Source organism: Marinimicrobium locisalis (genome assembly GCF_039822625.1).
In the GTDB taxonomy this organism is placed as follows: Bacteria; Pseudomonadota; Gammaproteobacteria; order Pseudomonadales; family Cellvibrionaceae; genus Marinimicrobium; species Marinimicrobium locisalis.
This window is the reverse complement of sequence record NZ_JBDLLG010000001.1, coordinates 324,639-341,942: the sequence shown is the minus strand read 5'-3', so window position 1 is coordinate 341,942 and position 17,304 is coordinate 324,639. Positions and strand designations below refer to the sequence as shown.

The 17,304-nt window shown below is 58.2% G+C and carries 18 protein-coding genes; 3 read left to right on the top strand and 15 right to left on the bottom strand.

Annotated features, from left to right (window positions below):
- Window positions 1-5: 5 nt before the first annotated feature.
- Window positions 6-1,427 carry a signal recognition particle protein gene (ffh, locus tag AAE514_RS01565; protein WP_347329725.1) on the bottom strand — a complete coding sequence of 474 codons (1,422 nt, stop codon included), beginning with the start codon at window positions 1,425-1,427 and terminating at the stop codon, window positions 6-8.
- 194 nt (window positions 1,428-1,621) lie between these two features.
- Here ffh and AAE514_RS01560 point away from each other — a divergent pair, with 194 nt between their 5' ends.
- Window positions 1,622-2,422 carry a cytochrome C assembly family protein gene (locus tag AAE514_RS01560; protein ID WP_347329724.1) on the top strand — a complete coding sequence of 267 codons (801 nt, stop codon included), beginning with the start codon at window positions 1,622-1,624 and terminating at the stop codon, window positions 2,420-2,422.
- 124 nt (window positions 2,423-2,546) lie between these two features.
- Window positions 2,547-3,824: an HlyC/CorC family transporter gene (locus tag AAE514_RS01555; RefSeq protein WP_347329723.1), complete on the top strand. Its 1,278-nt coding sequence runs from the start codon at window positions 2,547-2,549 to the stop codon at window positions 3,822-3,824.
- A 15-nt stretch (window positions 3,825-3,839) separates the two neighbouring features.
- On the opposite strand, the gene AAE514_RS01550 is transcribed toward AAE514_RS01555, so the two are convergent.
- The 12 genes from AAE514_RS01550 to AAE514_RS01495 form a co-directional block, all read right to left on the bottom strand.
- On the bottom strand, window positions 3,840-4,058 hold the full coding sequence (locus tag AAE514_RS01550) for a hypothetical protein (protein ID WP_347329722.1): 219 nt from the start codon (window positions 4,056-4,058) through the stop codon (window positions 3,840-3,842).
- A gap of 43 nt (window positions 4,059-4,101) precedes the next feature.
- Window positions 4,102-5,493, bottom strand: coding sequence for a cysteine--tRNA ligase (cysS, locus tag AAE514_RS01545; protein WP_347329721.1), 1,392 nt, complete (start codon window positions 5,491-5,493; stop codon window positions 4,102-4,104).
- 4 nt (window positions 5,494-5,497) lie between these two features.
- On the bottom strand, window positions 5,498-7,216 hold the full coding sequence (locus tag AAE514_RS01540) for a glutamine--tRNA ligase/YqeY domain fusion protein (RefSeq protein ID WP_347329720.1): 1,719 nt from the start codon (window positions 7,214-7,216) through the stop codon (window positions 5,498-5,500).
- A gap of 109 nt (window positions 7,217-7,325) precedes the next feature.
- Entirely contained in the window at window positions 7,326-8,396 is a 1,071-nt protein-coding gene (gene mltG / locus AAE514_RS01535) for an endolytic transglycosylase MltG (RefSeq protein ID WP_347329719.1), read from the bottom strand.
- A gap of 2 nt (window positions 8,397-8,398) precedes the next feature.
- Complete coding sequence (pabC, locus tag AAE514_RS01530) at window positions 8,399-9,283, bottom strand: aminodeoxychorismate lyase (RefSeq protein ID WP_347329718.1); 885 nt, start codon at window positions 9,281-9,283, stop codon at window positions 8,399-8,401.
- Between the two features lie 83 nt (window positions 9,284-9,366).
- Window positions 9,367-10,605: a beta-ketoacyl-ACP synthase II gene (gene fabF / locus AAE514_RS01525; RefSeq protein WP_347329717.1), complete on the bottom strand. Its 1,239-nt coding sequence runs from the start codon at window positions 10,603-10,605 to the stop codon at window positions 9,367-9,369.
- A 191-nt stretch (window positions 10,606-10,796) separates the two neighbouring features.
- On the bottom strand, window positions 10,797-11,033 hold the full coding sequence (gene acpP, locus AAE514_RS01520) for an acyl carrier protein (RefSeq protein WP_012487300.1): 237 nt from the start codon (window positions 11,031-11,033) through the stop codon (window positions 10,797-10,799).
- A 209-nt stretch (window positions 11,034-11,242) separates the two neighbouring features.
- Window positions 11,243-11,989: a 3-oxoacyl-ACP reductase FabG gene (fabG, locus tag AAE514_RS01515; RefSeq protein WP_347329716.1), complete on the bottom strand. Its 747-nt coding sequence runs from the start codon at window positions 11,987-11,989 to the stop codon at window positions 11,243-11,245.
- 5 nt (window positions 11,990-11,994) lie between these two features.
- Window positions 11,995-12,942, bottom strand: a complete 948-nt coding sequence (gene fabD / locus AAE514_RS01510) for an ACP S-malonyltransferase (protein ID WP_347329785.1) — start codon at window positions 12,940-12,942, stop codon at window positions 11,995-11,997.
- Between the two features lie 64 nt (window positions 12,943-13,006).
- A complete protein-coding gene (gene plsX / locus AAE514_RS01505; protein WP_347329715.1) occupies window positions 13,007-14,008 on the bottom strand; it encodes a phosphate acyltransferase PlsX in 1,002 nt (333 codons plus the stop codon).
- Between the two features lie 33 nt (window positions 14,009-14,041).
- Window positions 14,042-14,224, bottom strand: coding sequence for a 50S ribosomal protein L32 (gene rpmF, locus AAE514_RS01500; protein WP_347329714.1), 183 nt, complete (start codon window positions 14,222-14,224; stop codon window positions 14,042-14,044).
- Between the two features lie 40 nt (window positions 14,225-14,264).
- A complete protein-coding gene (locus AAE514_RS01495; protein WP_347329713.1) occupies window positions 14,265-14,801 on the bottom strand; it encodes a YceD family protein in 537 nt (178 codons plus the stop codon).
- 119 nt (window positions 14,802-14,920) lie between these two features.
- Here AAE514_RS01495 and AAE514_RS01490 point away from each other — a divergent pair, with 119 nt between their 5' ends.
- Window positions 14,921-15,514: a Maf family protein gene (locus AAE514_RS01490; protein WP_347329712.1), complete on the top strand. Its 594-nt coding sequence runs from the start codon at window positions 14,921-14,923 to the stop codon at window positions 15,512-15,514.
- 24 nt (window positions 15,515-15,538) lie between these two features.
- Here AAE514_RS01490 and AAE514_RS01485 read toward each other — a convergent pair whose 3' ends face one another.
- Window positions 15,539-16,180: an HAD-IA family hydrolase gene (locus AAE514_RS01485; protein WP_347329711.1), complete on the bottom strand. Its 642-nt coding sequence runs from the start codon at window positions 16,178-16,180 to the stop codon at window positions 15,539-15,541.
- Between the two features lie 17 nt (window positions 16,181-16,197).
- A complete protein-coding gene (gene rluC / locus AAE514_RS01480; RefSeq protein WP_347329710.1) occupies window positions 16,198-17,211 on the bottom strand; it encodes a 23S rRNA pseudouridine(955/2504/2580) synthase RluC in 1,014 nt (337 codons plus the stop codon).
- Between the last annotated feature and the right edge of the window lie 93 nt (window positions 17,212-17,304).

Here is a 17,304-nt window from a genome sequence, read left to right as displayed (position 1 = left end):
ACGCCTTAGCGACGAAAGCCGGGGGGCAATTGACCACCGCCACCGCCGCCGGGCATACCGCCACCTCCGGGCATGCCACCGCTGCCGCCCATCATGCCGCCCATGCCACGCATCATCTTGTTCATGCCGCCGCCTTTCATTTTTTTCATCATTTTAGACATCTGTTTGTATTGCTTTAGCAGGCGGTTCAGGTCCTGAATTTGGGTACCGGAACCCTGAGTGATGCGGCGCTTGCGCGAGCCGTTGAGCGAATCCGGGTGACGGCGTTCAAACGGCGTCATGGAGTCGATAATGGTCTCCATCACTTTGAACTGCTTGGTCATGTTGCCCTGCTGCGCCATCTGGGCCATGTTGCCCATGCCCGGCAGCTTTTCCATCATTGCGCCCAAGCCACCCATGCTTTGCATCTGCTGAAGCTGATCCTTGAGGTCCTCCAGGTCAAAACGCTGACCCTTATTGACCTTCTTCACCAGCTTGTCGGCTTTGGCTCTGTCGATCTTCTGCTCGGCCTGCTCGATAAGCGACATCAGGTCGCCCATGCCGAGAATCCGCGAGGCAATTCGATCCGGGTGGAAAGGCTCAAGGGCGTCGACCTTCTCGCCGGTACCCAGAAACTTAATCGGCTTGCCGGTCACATGGCGCACGGACAGCGCGGCACCACCACGGGCATCGCCGTCAGCTTTGGTAAGCACTACCCCCGTCAGCGGGAGAGCGTCGTTGAAGGCCTTGGCGGTATTCACCGCATCCTGGCCGATCATGGCATCAATGACGAACAGGGTTTCCGCCGGGTCCACCGCTTTGTGCAGGGACTGGATCTCCTCCATCAGGGTTTCATCAATATGGAGCCGGCCCGCGGTATCGACAATCACCACATCGGCAAACTGCTTACGCCCCTGAGCGATAGCCGCCTCGGCAATATCCACCGGCTTCTGCTCCGCGGTAGAGGGGAAGAAGTCGACTCCGACCTCTTCGGCGAGGGTCTCGAGCTGTTTGATGGCCGCCGGGCGGTAGACGTCAGCGCTGACCACCAGCACCTTTTTCTTCTCGCGCTCTCTCAGGTAGCGGGCCAGCTTGGCAACGGAGGTGGTTTTACCCGCCCCTTGCAGGCCGGCCATCAGGATAACCGCGGGAGGCTTGACTGCCAGGTCGAGCTTTTCGTTGGCGGCGCCCATGACATCCACCAGTTCGTCCTGCACTATCTTCAGGAATTGCTCACCGGGGTTCAGTGCCTTGCTGATCTGCTGACCCAGCGCCTTACTGCGGACTTGGGCAACAAAAGCTTTTACCACGGGCAAAGCGACGTCTGCCTCCAGCAGCGCTTTGCGCACCTCGCGCAGCGTGTCTTTGATGTTGTCCTCGGTCAGTCGCGCTTTACCGGTCACCCGGCGTAGCGAATCGGATAAACGATCACTTAAGGTATCGAACATGGTTACTCTCAACAGCGGATCAGTGTAAAGCGCGATTATACTCCCAAAGGTGGGGCCCGGGTCCACCCGGGAGGCTCGAATCCGCCTTCCAGCCCAAGCGAATGAGAAGCCTTCCCGCTTCTCTTTGGGGGCGCCTTGTGACACACTGCGCCTTCTAAGCCAACTACGTAAATCTGCAAGGACTTCCTGACATTATGGCCTCACTGCTGCTAAACAGCCTGGCAGCCGCCATCTATCTTCTGGCGGGTCTCTATCTGCTCTGGAAGCTACGCCAGGAGGAGGAACCGGACCGGCCGCGCCTCTTCTTTGCCGTCGCTGCCGGGCTGGTCGTGCACGGTCTCGGGCTCCAGCAGCTTATACACCTTGGCGGAGGCCTTGAGCTGGGATTTTTCCGGGTCTCATCGTTGCTTATTTGGGTAATCAATGCCCTCGTGCTGGTGAGCAGCCTGGGCAAGCCCCTTCATAACTTGTTTATTCTCCTGCTGCCGCTCTCCGCGCTCGGAGTGGTGGTCTCCATGGTGGCCAGGACCGCAAGCCAACCTCTCTTGCTGGATTATCCCCTGGCCAGCCACGTCCTGCTTTCCATCCTGGCTTATAGCCTACTGACCATCGCCACGCTCCAGGCGCTATTACTCGCCTGGCAAAATCATCAGCTCAAGCACCGCCACCCGACCGGACGGGTTCGCCTGCTGCCTCCGCTTCAGACCATGGAGGCACTCCTATTTGAAATTCTCTGGGCGGGCTATATCGTGCTGACCCTCTCAATCCTGTCAGGGTTTCTCTTTCTGGAGGATCTTTTCGCCCAGCACCTTGCCCACAAATCCATTTTCTCCCTCGCCGCCTGGGTCATATACAGTGTCTTGCTCTGGGGACGGCACCAGTTGGGATGGCGTGGCTACACCGCCATTCGCTGGACGTTGGCCGGGTTCGTCCTGTTAATGCTGGCCTACTTTGGCAGCAAGCTGGTGCTCGAGATAATTCTGGGACAGTCCTGACCCCGCGAGGGCCGGCTTGCCACACCCCGAGTCGCGAAGCCACACTGGGCGGGCTCTGCTATTGATTCCCGCTCGGATCTGCTTCAAGATACCCGGCCTCGCAGCAACATGGGCTTAATCCGCCTTGAATGAAGCACCGTTAGAAACACTGTTTGCCGGCCTGGTCGGGCTGTTGATCCTCTCCGGCTTTTTCTCAAGCTCGGAGACCGGAATGATGTCCATCAACCGGTACCGGCTGAAGCATCTGAGCAAAAAAGGCGACCCCGGAGCGCTCCGGGTCACCAAGTTGCTGAAGAATCCGGACAAGCTCATTGGCCTGATTCTGATTGGCAACAACCTCGTCAATATTTTTGCCGCCTCTATCGCAACGGTCATTGGCGTGCGTCTCTACGGGGATGCCGGTATTGCCGCAGCCGGGCTGATTCTGACGTTTGTGATGCTGGTATTCGCCGAGGTGACCCCAAAAACCCTGGCGGCCTTGTACCCCGAGCGATTCGCCTTTTTCTCCAGCTGGTTTCTCAAACCCCTGTCGTTCATTTTGGCCCCGGCGGTATACCTGGTCAACGGGATTTCCAAGAGCATTGCCAAGCTGTTTGGGCTACATAAGTCCCACAGCCATATCGAGCACCTCAATCCGGAAGAGCTACGCACCGTGGTCGATGAAGCCGGCGATCTCATCCCGGATCAGCATCAGGGCATGCTGCTCAACATTCTCGACCTGGAAAAGTCGACAGTCGAGGATATTATGATTCCTCGCAACGAAGTCGAAGGCTTGGACCTGAGCCGTCCGGTGGGCGAACTGCTCGAGCAGATCCGCACCACGGAGTACACCCGTCTGCCCCTGTTTGAGAGCGACATCAATAACGTCGTGGGGATTCTGCATCTTCGCAATGCGGCCCGCTTTATTCGTGGCGCTGATGAAAGCATTACCTTGGAGGACATTCGTCGCTTCGCCAACGACCCCTACTTCGTCCCCGAAGCCACACCGCTGCACACTCAACTGCTAAACTTCCAGCAGCAGAAGTGCCGTATGGCACTGGTGGTGGACGAGTACGGTGAGGTTCAGGGGCTGGTGACGCTGGAAGACCTACTGGAAGAGATTGTCGGAGACTTCACGACCAACGCGGCCGAAGAATCCGTGGACGACATCCTGCCTCAAGACGATGGCTCTTACCTGATCGACGGCGGCACATTTATTCGCGATATTAATCGCAGCCTGAACTGGGATTTACCTCAAGACGGGCCGAAAACGCTCAATGGCCTGGCGATGGAGTACTTGGAAAGCATCCCCGACGCCAACATTGGCTTTGCCCTGGATGGGTACCGCTTTGAAACCACCGCACTTACCGACAAAATGATTGCCTGGTTGCGGGTGGAGCGACGACAACGTAACTCCGAGTAACGCCGGCTTGTCGCCCTACTTCTCCCGCCATCGGCGTAATTTGAAGAGCACGTAACCCACCAGCGCCGCCAACAGAATCAGGCCCAGCAGCAGTACCGCGGCCGCCCCCAGAAAGCCGGCCAACTCTCCGGGCTCAACGCCCCAACCCCAAACCGCCAGCGCCAGAAAGGCGCCACAAGCGATTAGGCTGACCCAGAGCGTGCGGTAGCGGCGATAGGCTTTTCGGAACGACATAATTACACCTCTCCGGCCTCGGGCGTCTTTTGCCCGAGCCTACTCACTCTCGCCGCCACTGGGTTCCGCTGGGGGAATCCTGAAGCACCACGCCTTCGGCCAGAAGTTGGTCGCGGATTTCATCGGCCCGGGCGAAATTCTTGGCCTTCTTGGCTTCGGCTCGCTCGACGATCAGAGCCTCAACCTTTTCGGCATTGATGTCGTCGCCGGCGCCAGCCTGCAAAAACCGATCGGGAGCCTCTTTCAACAATCCCAGAATCGCCCCCATGGCCTTCAACTCGGCCGCCAGCGCTCGTCCTTTGTCAGGCTCGCGCGCGCTGTTGAGCTCTCTGACCAGTTCATACATGGCCGCCAACGCCAGTCGGGTATTAAAATCGTCATTCAGAGCGGCGACAAAGTCGCTGTAAAAACGGCTCTCGGCCAGCGACTCCGCGCTTGCGGGGGGAACATCGGCGTAATCCCGCAGGGCACCATACAAGCGCTCAAGCCCCGAGCGGGCCTCAATCAGGCTGTCTTCCGAGTAGTTTATGGGGCTGCGGTAATGGCTACCAATCAACAGGTAGCGCACCACCTCCGGGTGGTACTTTTCGAGCACATCCCGAATAGTGAAAAAGTTACCCAGGGACTTGGACATTTTTTCGCCGTCCACCCGCAGGGCGCCGGCATGAATCCAGTAGTTTACATAGTGACAACCATTGGCGGCCTCACTCTGGGCGATCTCATTTTCGTGATGGGGAAACGGCAGATCCGGCCCGCCGCCGTGAATATCAAAGTGCTCGCCCAGGCAGTGCTTGCTCATGGCGGAACACTCGATGTGCCAACCGGGCCGACCGTGACCCCAGGGGGAGTCCCACCCGGCTTCGCCGTCCTCTGCATGCTTCCAAAGGGCAAAGTCCCGGGGGTCTTCCTTGGCCTCGCCCACGTCAATACGCGCGCCGGACAATAATTCTTCCGGGTTCTTATTGCTGAGCTTGCCGTAATCTTTGAAGTGCTTCACCCGATAGTACACATCGCCGTTGCTTGCGGCATAGGCGTAGCCTTTGTCCACCAGTGTTTGAATCATGGCGATAATATCGTCGATGTGAGCCGTGGCTCGCGGTTCGATATCCGGGGGATCGATTCCCAGACGCGCCTCATCTTCGTGGGCCGCTTCAATGAACCTATCGGTCAAGCTTTGGTACGGTTCATCGTTTTCTTCGGCGCGACGAAGGATTTTGTCATCGATATCGGTGATATTGCGCACATAGGTCAAGTCCCAGCCCTGACTGCGCAGGAAGCGGGCCATCACATCAAACACCACCAACACGCGCGCGTGCCCCAAGTGGCAGTAATCGTAGACCGTTACGCCACAAACGTACATTGAGATTTTACCCGGTTCAATGGGTTTAAACGTCTCTTTCTGGCGGGTCAGAGTGTTGTATAAGTTCAGAGTCATAAGGCTATTGCTGATTTTGAATTTTGGCCCAGGTGTCACGCAACTCGATCGTGCGATTGAACACCGGTTTGTCCAGCGTGGAGTACTTGCTGTCAAGACAGAAGTAACCGGAGCGTTCAAACTGGTAATGGTCTCCCACCTTGGCCGACGCCAAGCTGATTTCCGCCTTACAGTTATCCAACACTTTCAGGTTCTCCGGATTGAGGGACTTCAAAAAGTCCTTACCGCCGGCATCCGGCGCTGGATCGCTGAAGAGACGATCATACAGACGAACCTCGCAATTAAGATGATGAGTCGCCGATACCCAATGAATAACCCCTTTGGGTTTAACGCCATCGGCGGGGTCGTTGCCCAGGGTATCTTCAATGATGCGCGCGCGGACTTCGATGACCTCGCCCGACTCATCTTTAATGGCTTCATCGGCCTCAATGACATAAGCGTTGCGCAGGCGCACCCGCTTGCCCAACACCAAACGCTTGTATTTTTTGTTGGCTTCTTCTCGAAAGTCTTCCTGCTCGATATACACGGTGTGGGTAAACGGCAGCACTCGAGCACTGAAGTCGTCCCGATTCGGATGGCCGGGCGCGCGCACTTCTTCCACTTTATCGGAGGCGTAATTGGTCAGCGTCACTTTCAAAGGCCGAAGTACACACATGGCCCTCGGTGCGTTCTTGTCCAAATAATCCCGAACGGCGTATTCGAGCATGCCCACATCCACCACGCTGTCCGATCGGGTTACGCCGATGTTCGCACAGAAATTCCGCAGCGCCTGGGGCGGGTAACCGCGCCGGCGCATGCCGGAAATAGTGGGCATTCGTGGGTCATTCCAGCCATCCACGTGCCCCTCGTCCACCAGCTGCTTGAGTTTACGCTTGCTGGTCATGGTGTAATTGATATTCAAGCGCGCGAATTCGTACTGGCGCGGTCGGGCCGGCACTGGCAGGTTTTCAATGAACCAGTCATACAGCGGACGGTGGTCTTCAAACTCCAGCGTACAGATGGAATGGGTGACCCCTTCCACGGCATCACTCTGGCCATGGGCGAAATCATAGGAGGGATAGATGCTCCAGGTATCGCCGGTGTGGTGGTGCTTGGCTTTTTTGATCCGGTAGATCACCGGATCGCGCAAATTGATATTGGGCGCGGCCATGTCAATTTTCGCTCGCAATGAGCAACTGCCCTCCTCGAACTCCCCGCGCCGCATTTTCTCAAAACGCTCGAGGTTCTCCTCCACGCTACGATCACGAAAAGGACTGTTGCGCCCGGGCTCAGTCAGCGTGCCACGATACTCCCGTGCTTGGTCGGGGGTCAGATCACACACGTACGCTTTGCCTTCACGAATCAAGTGCAGCGCCCAGTCATACAACACCTGGAAATAATCGGAGGTATAACGAACCGGCCCACCCCACTGAAACCCGAGCCACTGCACGTCGGCTTTAATGGCGTTTACATACTCTTCGTTTTCTTTTTCGGGGTTGGTATCGTCAAACCGTAAATGGCACACACCGCCAAACTCTTCCGCCATGCCAAAGTTCAGGCAAATGGACTTGGCATGGCCAATGTGAAGGTAACCATTGGGCTCCGGGGGGAAACGGGTTACCACCTTTTCCACCTTTCCAGCTTCCAAATCCTTGCGGATGATCTGCTGGATAAAGTGTTGGGGCTTTTCCGCCGCCGCTTTTTCGACGTTGCTGTTATTTCCGGCGGATGGATGATCGCTCATACGGCTCGCTTTCCCATTGGCTCAGTGAAGGTTGACCCGCTAATTGTCAGGCCGGTAAAAACCGCTCATTGTAAACGCTCCCTGCCGCTTTTCCTAGCAAACCAAGGACTTAGCCCCCCTCTTCGGACAAGTCTTCGGGGCGCCCGCCTTCTTCACGGGCGGCCGGTGGACTTGAGCGATAGTCTTCCCGGCGGCGGAGTTGATACTCCCTCACCGCTCGGTTGTGCGCCTCCAGGGTGTCGGAAAAAACGTGGGTGCCGTCGCCTTTAGCGACAAAATACAGCGCCGTGCCCGGCTCCGGATTCATGGCGGCCTCCAGAGCGCCGCGCCCCGGAAGGGCGATTGGTGTGGGCGGCAAACCCGATATGGTGTAGGTGTTATAGTCAGAAGGAGTGCGCAGGTCGCGCCGGCCGAGCTTACCCTTGTACCGGTCTCCCATGCCATAGATCACGGTGGGGTCGGTTTGGAGGCGCATGCCACGTTCGAGCCGTCGAACAAATACGCCCGCGATCTTACCACGCTCCCAGGGGGCGCCGGTCTCCCGCTCGACGATGGACGCCATAATCAGAGCTTCGTAGGGCGACTCGTAGGGCAGACCCGAGGCCCGCGTCTCCCACAGCGCTTTCAGTTGGCGATCCATCGCCTTGTGGGCTCGACGCAACAAGGTGACATCGGTGGTGCCACGCACATATCGATAGGTGTCCGGAAAGAACCACCCCTCCGGGTGGTCCAGCTCAAGACCGAGGCGACGAAGCTGTTCCGACTGCGACAGCCCTTTGAGCTCCGCCTCAATTGTAGGTTCGGCATGCAGGACCGAAAGCGCCTGCTGATAGGTCCACCCCTCAACCAGGGTAATCTGGTGGAGAATGACGTCCCCCTCGACCAGCTGTACCAAGAGCGCCTCGGGGGTCAGGCCGGGCCGGAGCCGATACTCCCCCGCATGGACCCGGGCTTGGTCGGTCAACCTTGCATAGAGACTGAGCGCTCTGGGGTGTTTGAGCACGTCCTGTTGAGCCAAATCGGCCGTGACATGACTGAGACTCTTTCCTCGGTCGAGCTGATAGCGTAACCCTTCCGGCGGCAATTGTAGCGGACTGTTGAGCCAGTGGTAGCCATAGGCCGCCAACCCCGCTCCCAAGACCAGCCCCACCAGAATTAACCCTCCCAATACTCGTGCCACGCTTACTCTCCCGTTGTCGTCATTATCATGCTTTTTGTGGTGGAGCGGCCCTCCAACCACGAATCAAAGGCCCTCTGAAGCTGGCGGGTCTGCTCTCCCACGGGCCAATGAGCGCCCTCGGGGGCCAAACCAACGACCGGCCAGAGCCCAAACACACTGTTACATACAAACCATTCACGCGCCGTCATCAATTCTTCGACACTGATGGCGGCCTCCGTTACCGCAATTTCCTGCGCCGGGGCCAGGGAGTCGAGCAGCAGCTGGCGCATGACGCCCGCGACGCCATTGCGCTCAAGCCTGGGCGTTCGCCAACCCTCTTCCAGACGGACAAATACATTACTTAGCGTCCCTTCAACCACTCGCCCTTCACCGTCGAGCAGCAGCCCTTCGGGGTAGTCGTTGCCCCACTCGGAGCGGGCCAAAACATACTCAAGGCGATTGAGATGCTTCATTCCAGCCAGCGCCGGGTTATCCCCCAGCCGGTGCCGACACTGGTAGAGGGTGACCCCGGTTTGCCCCGCTTCCCAGCTCGGAGGTTCACCCGGGCGAAACTGCCAGCAGAGACTGGGGGCGGGGTGAGCGGGCGGCTGATAGGCTCGACCGCCCTGCCCTCGAGTCAGAATCAGCTTAAGTACGCCGCTTTGGCCCGAGGCGGCCTCCAATAGCTGGTCGCGCTCACGCTCGAGCCGCTCCTCGTCGAGAGGAATGCCCAGCCGTTCGGCCCCCGAGCGCAGCCGCCGCGCGTGCAGCAGCCAAAGCGGGACCTGCCCGGCCCTGACCCGACAGGTTTCAAAAAGGCCATCACCGAACGCCAAGCCCCGATCCAGAGGCGAAAGGTCGGCGTCAAAAGCCCCGTTCGTAAGCGTAATTATTGAAGAGTCGGACATAAGGACAGTTTACCAGAGGCGGATACTAAAACGCCGGGGTGAAGCCCACCCCGGCGTGCGTTTCAGCTGACATTAACCGCCCGTCAAACCTTGCGGAAAATCAGCGAACCGTTGGTGCCGCCAAACCCGAACGAATTGGACAAAACCGCGTCGATTTCTCGCTCCTGGGCCGTGTTCGGCACCAGGTTGATATCGCAGCCTTCATCCGGGTTTTTCAGATTAATTGTGGGGGGTGCCACTTGGTCGCGGATAGCCAGCACGCTAAAAATGGCCTCTACCGCGCCGGCCGCACCCAACAGGTGACCGATCATGGACTTTGTCGAGCTGACTGCCACCTGGTCCACCGCCGAGCCCATGATGGTTTTCACCGCCTGACACTCGGCACGGTCTCCGGCCTGGGTTGAGGTGCCATGGGCATTGATGTAGCGGATTGCCTCCACCGGAATGCCTGCATCGTTGATGGCGTTCTGCATAGCCAGTGCCGCACCGGCACCATCAGCGGGCGGAGAGGTCATGTGGAAGGCATCACCACTCATGCCAAACCCCGACAGCTCCGCATAAATATTAGCGCCACGGGCCTTCGCGTGTTCGTATTCCTCGAGCACCATCACCCCGGCGCCGTCACCGAGCACAAACCCATCACGGTCCTTGTCCCAGGGGCGGCTGGCAGCCTTCGGGTCATCGTTGCGAGTGGACAGCGCCCGAGCCGCGGCAAACCCACCAAGCCCCAAGGGCGTGGTGGCCATCTCCGCGCCACCGGCCAGCATTACGTCACACTCGCCGTGCATGATGCTACGGGCGGCGTAACCGATGCTGTGGGTACCGGTAGTGCAAGCGGTGGTAATCGCGATATTCGGGCCCCGCAGACCGTACATAATCGACAGGTTCCCGGCGATCATGTTGATGATGGCACCGGGCACAAAGAAGGGTGAAATACGCCGCGGCCCCTTCTCCTCGATAAGCTTGGTTCCGTCTTCAATCGAACCGATGCCCCCGATCCCGGAACCGATCGAAACCCCCATTCGATGGCTGTTGGCTTCATCCACCTCCAACCCCGAATCACGCATGGCCTGAATCCCGGCAACCATGCCGAACTGGATGAATGGATCCATCTTCCGGGCATCTTTGACGGGGTAATAGCCTTCGACCGAAAAGTCCTTTACCGAGGCGCTAAACTGGGTGGTAAAGGCCGAGGGATCGAAGTGTGTGATAGACGCGGCGCCACTGACACCATTGACGATTCCACGCCAGCTATCGGCGACGGTGTTCCCCAAAGGGCTCACCATCCCCAGCCCGGTAACTACGACTCTTTTGCGCGACACCTTAGAAGTTCTCCGACATAAATAGCTAACGCCGGGCCCTCCCCTCCTCCTTTACGGCGAGAAGGGGACCGGAGCCCGACTACGAGGTAAGGTTACCACCGACCGCAGTCGGCTCACCCTTCCAAAGAAAAAGCCGTACTATTTCGCAATAATACGGCTTTTCGGAAGACGGTAATCAACCAGCTTGAAGATTACGCCAAGTTGGCATTGATGTAATCGATTGCCAGCTGAACAGTGGTGATCTTTTCCGCTTCTTCGTCGGGAATTTCGGTTTCGAATTCCTCTTCCAGAGCCATCACCAGTTCGACGGTGTCGAGGGAGTCGGCGCCCAGATCTTCGACAAAAGAAGCTTCGTTTTTAACTTCTTCTTCTTTCACACCCAGTTGCTCGGCAACAATTTTTTTAACCCGTTCTTCAATGCTGCTCATGATGTTATATAACTCCTAGTAGGTAGTATCGACGAAGCCGGTTCCCGTGCCCTCAAACCATCAGGCAAATATCGAGGCGACTCCTTGATTAAGCTACGGACAAAATCGACGCGCATTTTACATCGAATTGCTCCGGGTTGTAATGGATATGGCCAAATTTCTTTGATTTTTACAAAAATTTCATAAAAATCATAAACTTGGCCAAACCACTATGCCATATACATGCCGCCATTGACATGTATCGTTTCGCCGCTGACGTAACCTCCGGCATCGCTCGCCAAAAAAGCCACTACCGCGGCGATTTCCTCCGGTTGGCCGAGACGGCCCAGCGGAATCTTATTCAGCAGCTGCTCGCGCTGCTCTTCCGGCAACGCTTGGGTCATATCCGTGTCGATAAACCCTGGCGCCACCGTGTTAACCGTAATACCCCGCGAGCCTACCTCAGCGGCTAGCGATCGTGCAAATCCGGCTACGCCCGCCTTACTGGCCGCATAGTTGGACTGGCCCGGGTTACCCATGGCCCCAACCACGGAACTGATGTTGATAATTCGGCCCCAGCGAGCTTTCATCATCCCCCGCAGCACGGCTTTGCTCAAGCGGTAAACGGAACTGAGGTTGGTATTGATCACATCAAACCACTCCTCATCGTTCATCCGCATCAGCAGGTTGTCCTTGGTGATGCCGGCGTTGTTAACCAACACCTCCGGCACGCCGTGACGCTCTTTCATGGTCGAAAGCAGCGCTTTTATCGAGTCGGCGTCGGTGACATTCAGCACCAATCCTTCCCCTTTGATACCTTTTTCCTGCAGGCGCTGGGTAATTTTCTCCGCCCCTGCTTCGCTGGTGGCAGTGCCGATCAACACGGCGCCACCGGCGCCCAGTTGATCGGCCACGGCCGCGCCAATACCACGGCTGGCACCAGTGACCAAAGCCACCTTACCTTCGAGATTGTTCATGAGCGTTATTCCCCTTTCGCTTGTTGTAAGACCGCCTGAAGCTCATCCGGCGTTTCAATGGACAGGGTGCTTATCGACTTGTCGATTCGCTTGTTCAACCCTGAAAGCACCTTTCCCGGACCACATTCAACCACGGTGCTCACGCCCCGCCCGAGCAGGGTACGTACACAATCAACCCACAACACTGGACTGTAGATCTGTTCGATCATCAGGCGCTTAATAGCCTGAGGGTCTGACTCCGTATCCGCGTTGACGTTGTGCACCACGGGAATACGGGGGGCACGGAACTCGGTTGACTCAACTTTAGGTGCCAAACCATCGGCGGCCGGCCGCATCAAAGCGGTGTGGAACGGCGCGCTGACCGGCAGCGCCAGGGCCCGTTTGGCGCCGGCGGTTTTGCACAACGCCATCGCTCGATCCACAGCCCCGGAGGCGCCCGCAATAACGACCTGCCCCGGCGAGTTAAAGTTCACCGGCGAAACCACCTCCCCTTCGGCTCCGCGCTCACAGGCGTCAATAATGTCCGCATCTTCCAAGCCGATGATCGCGGCCATGCCGCCCTGGCCGGCCGGAACGGCCTCCTGCATCAATTTGCCACGCAGTTGGACCAGTCCGACCGCATCGGCAAAATCCACCACCCCAGCGGCCACCAAGGCCGACCATTCGCCCAGACTGTGGCCCGCCAGCAGCGCCGGCTGCGGTCCATTTTGCGACTGCCATAGGCGCCATACCGCGACACTGGCGGTCAACAGCAAGGGTTGGGTACGTTCGGTCAGGTTCAATTGCTCCTGAGGGCCTTTTTGGACCAGCTCCCACAAGTCATAACCGAGCACATCAGACGCTTCGGAAAAGGTTTCGGTAACCAGGCTGTGCTCGGCCGCCAAGTCGGCGAGCATGCCCACTTTTTGCGACCCCTGCCCCGGAAAAACAAAACCGAGTGCGGATGAGCCCAGAGATGATTCGGACATAAGTCTTTACCTCTTATATGGTTGGTACCGAGCGAGAACCCTCAGGCTCTCAGCTCTGATTCTTTTGTCTTAGCTCGGAGTCGATATGCTCCACAATGCGCCGGCGAACCTGCTCAATTGCCACTTCCAGAGCCCGGCCAAAAGCCGACTCATCCGCGTTGCCATGGCTTTTGATGACTGGTCGGCGCAATCCCAGGAAAATCGCACCGTTGTAGACGCCGGGGTCCAGCTCGGTGCGCCACCGCTTTAACAATGGCCTGAGCAGCGGCACCGCCAGGCGGTAACGGCGGCGCGAGCGGATACCGTCGCGCAACTTATTACCGATCAGACGCGCCACGCCTTCGCTGGCTTTGAGGGCGACGTTGCCGGTGAAGCCGTCGCAGACCACAACGTCCGCCCGCCCGGAGTAAATATCGTCACCTTCAATGTAGCCCAGGTAACGGATTCGCCCGTCGGCGTTAATAAGCTCATCAGCCGCGCGCACCACCTCGGGCCCTTTGGCCGCCTCGGTTCCCACGTTCAGCAGCGCCACTTCGGCCTCTCGCCCAAGCTCACGGGAAGCAAGCACAGAGCCCATAAGGGCAAACTGGTGAAGCTGTTCGGCACTGGCCTCAAGGTTCGCCCCCAAGTCCAGCATATAGGTGCGGCCCTGGGAGACCGGCACGGCTTTACAAATGGCGGGACGCTGAATACCGGGAAGACTCTTAAGCAGGTACCGCCCCATAGCCATCAGCGCCCCGGTATTGCCAGCACTGACACAGGCGTCGGCCTCCCCCGTTCGCACCAGCTCCAAGGCTTGCCACATAGACGTTTCCCGGCCGTGGCGCAGTGCGCTACGGGGGTCATCACCCATGGCCACCCAGGAGGGGGCGTGATGCAGACGAAGGGAGGACGGAAGGGAATCGGGCAGCAGTCGCTCTAGAGAAGAGCGCTCCCCTACAAGAATAAAGCGGACACCGGGCGCGGCGGACGCCGCCAGCTGGAGCACCGCCGATATAGCAGTGCGGGGACCTAAGTCCCCGCTCATAGCGTCTACCGCTATACGAATCATTATCGAGTAGCTGAATCGCTCAGCGGCCCGATCTTACTCGTCGTTGCCAGTGTCTACCACTTTGCGACCGCGGTAAAAGCCGTCGGCGGACACGTGGTGACGCAGGTGCTTCTCACCGGTAGTCGGGTCCACAGACAGCGCCTTACCAGTCAGCGCGTCGTGTGCACGACGCATGCCACGCTTGGAACGGGTTTTACGATTTTTTTGAACGGCCATGATAATCTCCTGTTGACAATATAACTGAAGCCGGGGCGCCTCACTTTTTCGGCGAGCCCTTTAATTGCTTCAGAACTTGAAACGGGTTTTCCGCCGGCTTCGGCTCCACGGGGTCGCCGCTGCTGAGCAATTGCTCATCAATGCAGGCTTCCTCGTGGTATGCCACTGTCGGCAAACTCAGTAATAACTCTTCCTCTACCATCCTGTAGAGGTCGGTGTTTCCATCATCCGGCAACAACCATGGATCCAGGGTTCGAGGCAATCGCTTGCCTTCTTCCTCGGACCGAACCATCGCCAGCTCGATAGACGCTTCCACCGGCAAGGTGACCGGCCCCAGACAACGCTGGCACGTGAAAACCAGATCGGCCTCGGCCTGGCCCTCCACCACCAACTTACCCTCTTCGCTGATTCCGAAGGTCAGGTCAACGCGAGCCTGTGCCTGATCCTCGCGTAACAGGCCCCGAATCCGGTTGAGTTTTTCCACCGGCAAATAACCGCTCATCTGGGCGCCCTGCTGTGCAAATTTGCGCGGGTCGCCCTGGCGCGGCAGGGGCTTGTCATAGGGGGCAGAAAACATAAGCGCGCAATAATAGGGATAAGCACCGCCCGTGTCAAAGAAAAAAGCGCTGCAAGAGCGGAGTGACGGGCCTTTCGGGTAGAATATGGGGTTTTTACCCCCAAAACGGGAGCCTGATCGTGCCGAAACTGTTACTCGCCTCAAGCTCGCCCTATCGCCGGCAACTGCTCGAACGCCTCGGCCTGCCCTTTACGACCACCTCGCCAGAGGTGGATGAATCGCCGGGAGTGGACGAAGCGCCCGCCGCCTTAGCCGAGCGTCTGGCAATAAGTAAGGCGCTGGCGCTGGCGCCTAAAACTCCGCAACCCCTGCTTATCATCGGCTCCGACCAGGTCGCTAGCCTCGACGGCCGCCCCCTGGGCAAACCGGGCGACCACCACCGAGCCACAGAGCAGTTGCGCGCCGCCAGCGGCCAACGGGTCACTTTTTATACCGGGCTTTGCCTCTACGATGCCCGTACCGGCCTCCACCGGTCCCACTGCGAAAGGTTTTACGTCCACTTTCGGCCGCTGACCGACGCTCAGATTGAAGCCTATTTAACAAAGGAAGCGCCTTATGACTGCGCCGGCGCATTTAAAATGGAGGCTCTGGGGATCCGCCTGTTCGAGCGCCTTGAAGGAGAGGACCCCAACGCCCTGATCGGCTTACCCCTGATTGCGCTCACCGATATGCTACTGGAGGCGGGCGTGGACCCCCTGTTGTCACAGCCGTAAAGGCAAACCCTGAATAAGCCAGATTTATAAGCGGTCCCACTGCAACAGCTCGCCGAACTGGTCCATACACAGCACCGGCTCATAGGGATGCAGGCGATGAATTTCGTGCGCCCCGTAGCTGACGGCGATTCTCGCCATTGAGGCACGCCGACCCATATCCATATCGTACTCGGTATCGCCAATCATGACGGCTTCTTCAGGGCCGCCCTTTAGCTCCTCCATCAACTGGTGAAGCATTAGCGGATGAGGTTTGGACGCCGTTTCATCAGCGCACCGAGTGGCATGAAAGAAATGCTCAAGCCCCACCGCTTTCAATACGCGGTCGAGCCCCACCCGACTCTTCCCGGTGGCGACGGCCATTTGGTGGCCTTCCTCACGCAACCGCGTCAGGGTTTCCATCACGCTGGGGAAGAGTTTGGGCGGGCACTCTTTGTCCTGCTGGAGATAGTTTATCCGATAGCGGTCACGAACCTGGGCGCGAGCCTCTTCATCCAACGCAGGGAACAAGGTTACCAGCGCTTCGGGCAAACCCAGCCCGATAATGTTGTGAACCGCCTCATCTTCCGGAACCACCCACCCCAGATCTCTGGCGGACTGCTGCATGGCCCGGGTGATTAACCCGGTGGAATCGCTCAGGGTCCCATCCCAGTCAAAAATCAATAACACACCAATAACCTCTTCGATTAACGTTCCAGTCGCTCAAGAACACCCGACAAATCCGGCGGCAAAGGCGCCTCCACTTGCGTGAGCTCACTTTCCCCGGGCAAATAAAACCCTAGTTTTGCCGCATGCAAGAAGAGGCGCTTGACTCCCTTTTCGCGCCAGTGCCGATTGGCCTCGTCGTTCCCGTACTTTTCATCCCCCACCAAACTGTGCCCCGCCGATTGGGCATGGACGCGAATTTGGTGAGTACGCCCGGTAATCAGATGCGCCTCAATCAATGTGGCACCCGCATAATAAGACAGCACGGAAAATCGCGTGAGGCTGGGCTTTCCCTCGGGGTGCACCTTTACAATTCGGTCGCCCTTAATATCGAGGCGCATCAGGGGTGCATCCACAGCCTGGCGCTTTTCCGACCAGCGGCCCAACACCAGCGCCTGGTATATCTTGGTAACACCGCTTTGCCCCTTATCGCGCAAAGCCGCTTGCATATGGCGCAGCATGCTGCGTTTTTTGGCCACCATAATGCAGCCGGAGGTATCCCGGTCAAGCCGGTGAATCAGTTCCAAAAAGCGGGCTTCAGGGCGCATTTGCCTCAGCACTTCAATTAACCCGAGACTCACTCCGCTGCCCCCATGTACCGCCAGACCGGGGGGCTTGTTGATCACCAAGAGTCCTTCGTTTTCGAACAAAACGCTCTGCTCCAGCTGGGCGGTTAACCGGTCGCTAGGCTTGGCTGCCTGGGGCCGGTCGGCGACCCGGACCGGGGGCACCCGCAGCTGATCGCCGGCCTGCAGCCGGTAGGTCGGCTTCACCCTCCCTTTATTAACCCGGACTTCCCCCTTGCGAAGGATGTTATACACCTTGGATTTGGGCACGCCTTTCAGGCGAGTCATAAGGAAGTTATCCACCCGCTGGCCGGCCTGATCGTCATCGATCGTCAGCCATTGGACCTTTTTCGGGGGCTCTGGTGTCGGAAGCTCCGGATCTGGGTTCGCCGAGCCTCGGCGTCCGGAAGTGCGAGGTGTATGCGTCATGAGGCGCATGATAGCGCAAAGCCGCCACGGCGGCGATCTCCAGCGGGCCCGAATAGCCGTTAATTGAAGCTTTTTGCAATTACTGTTATATTC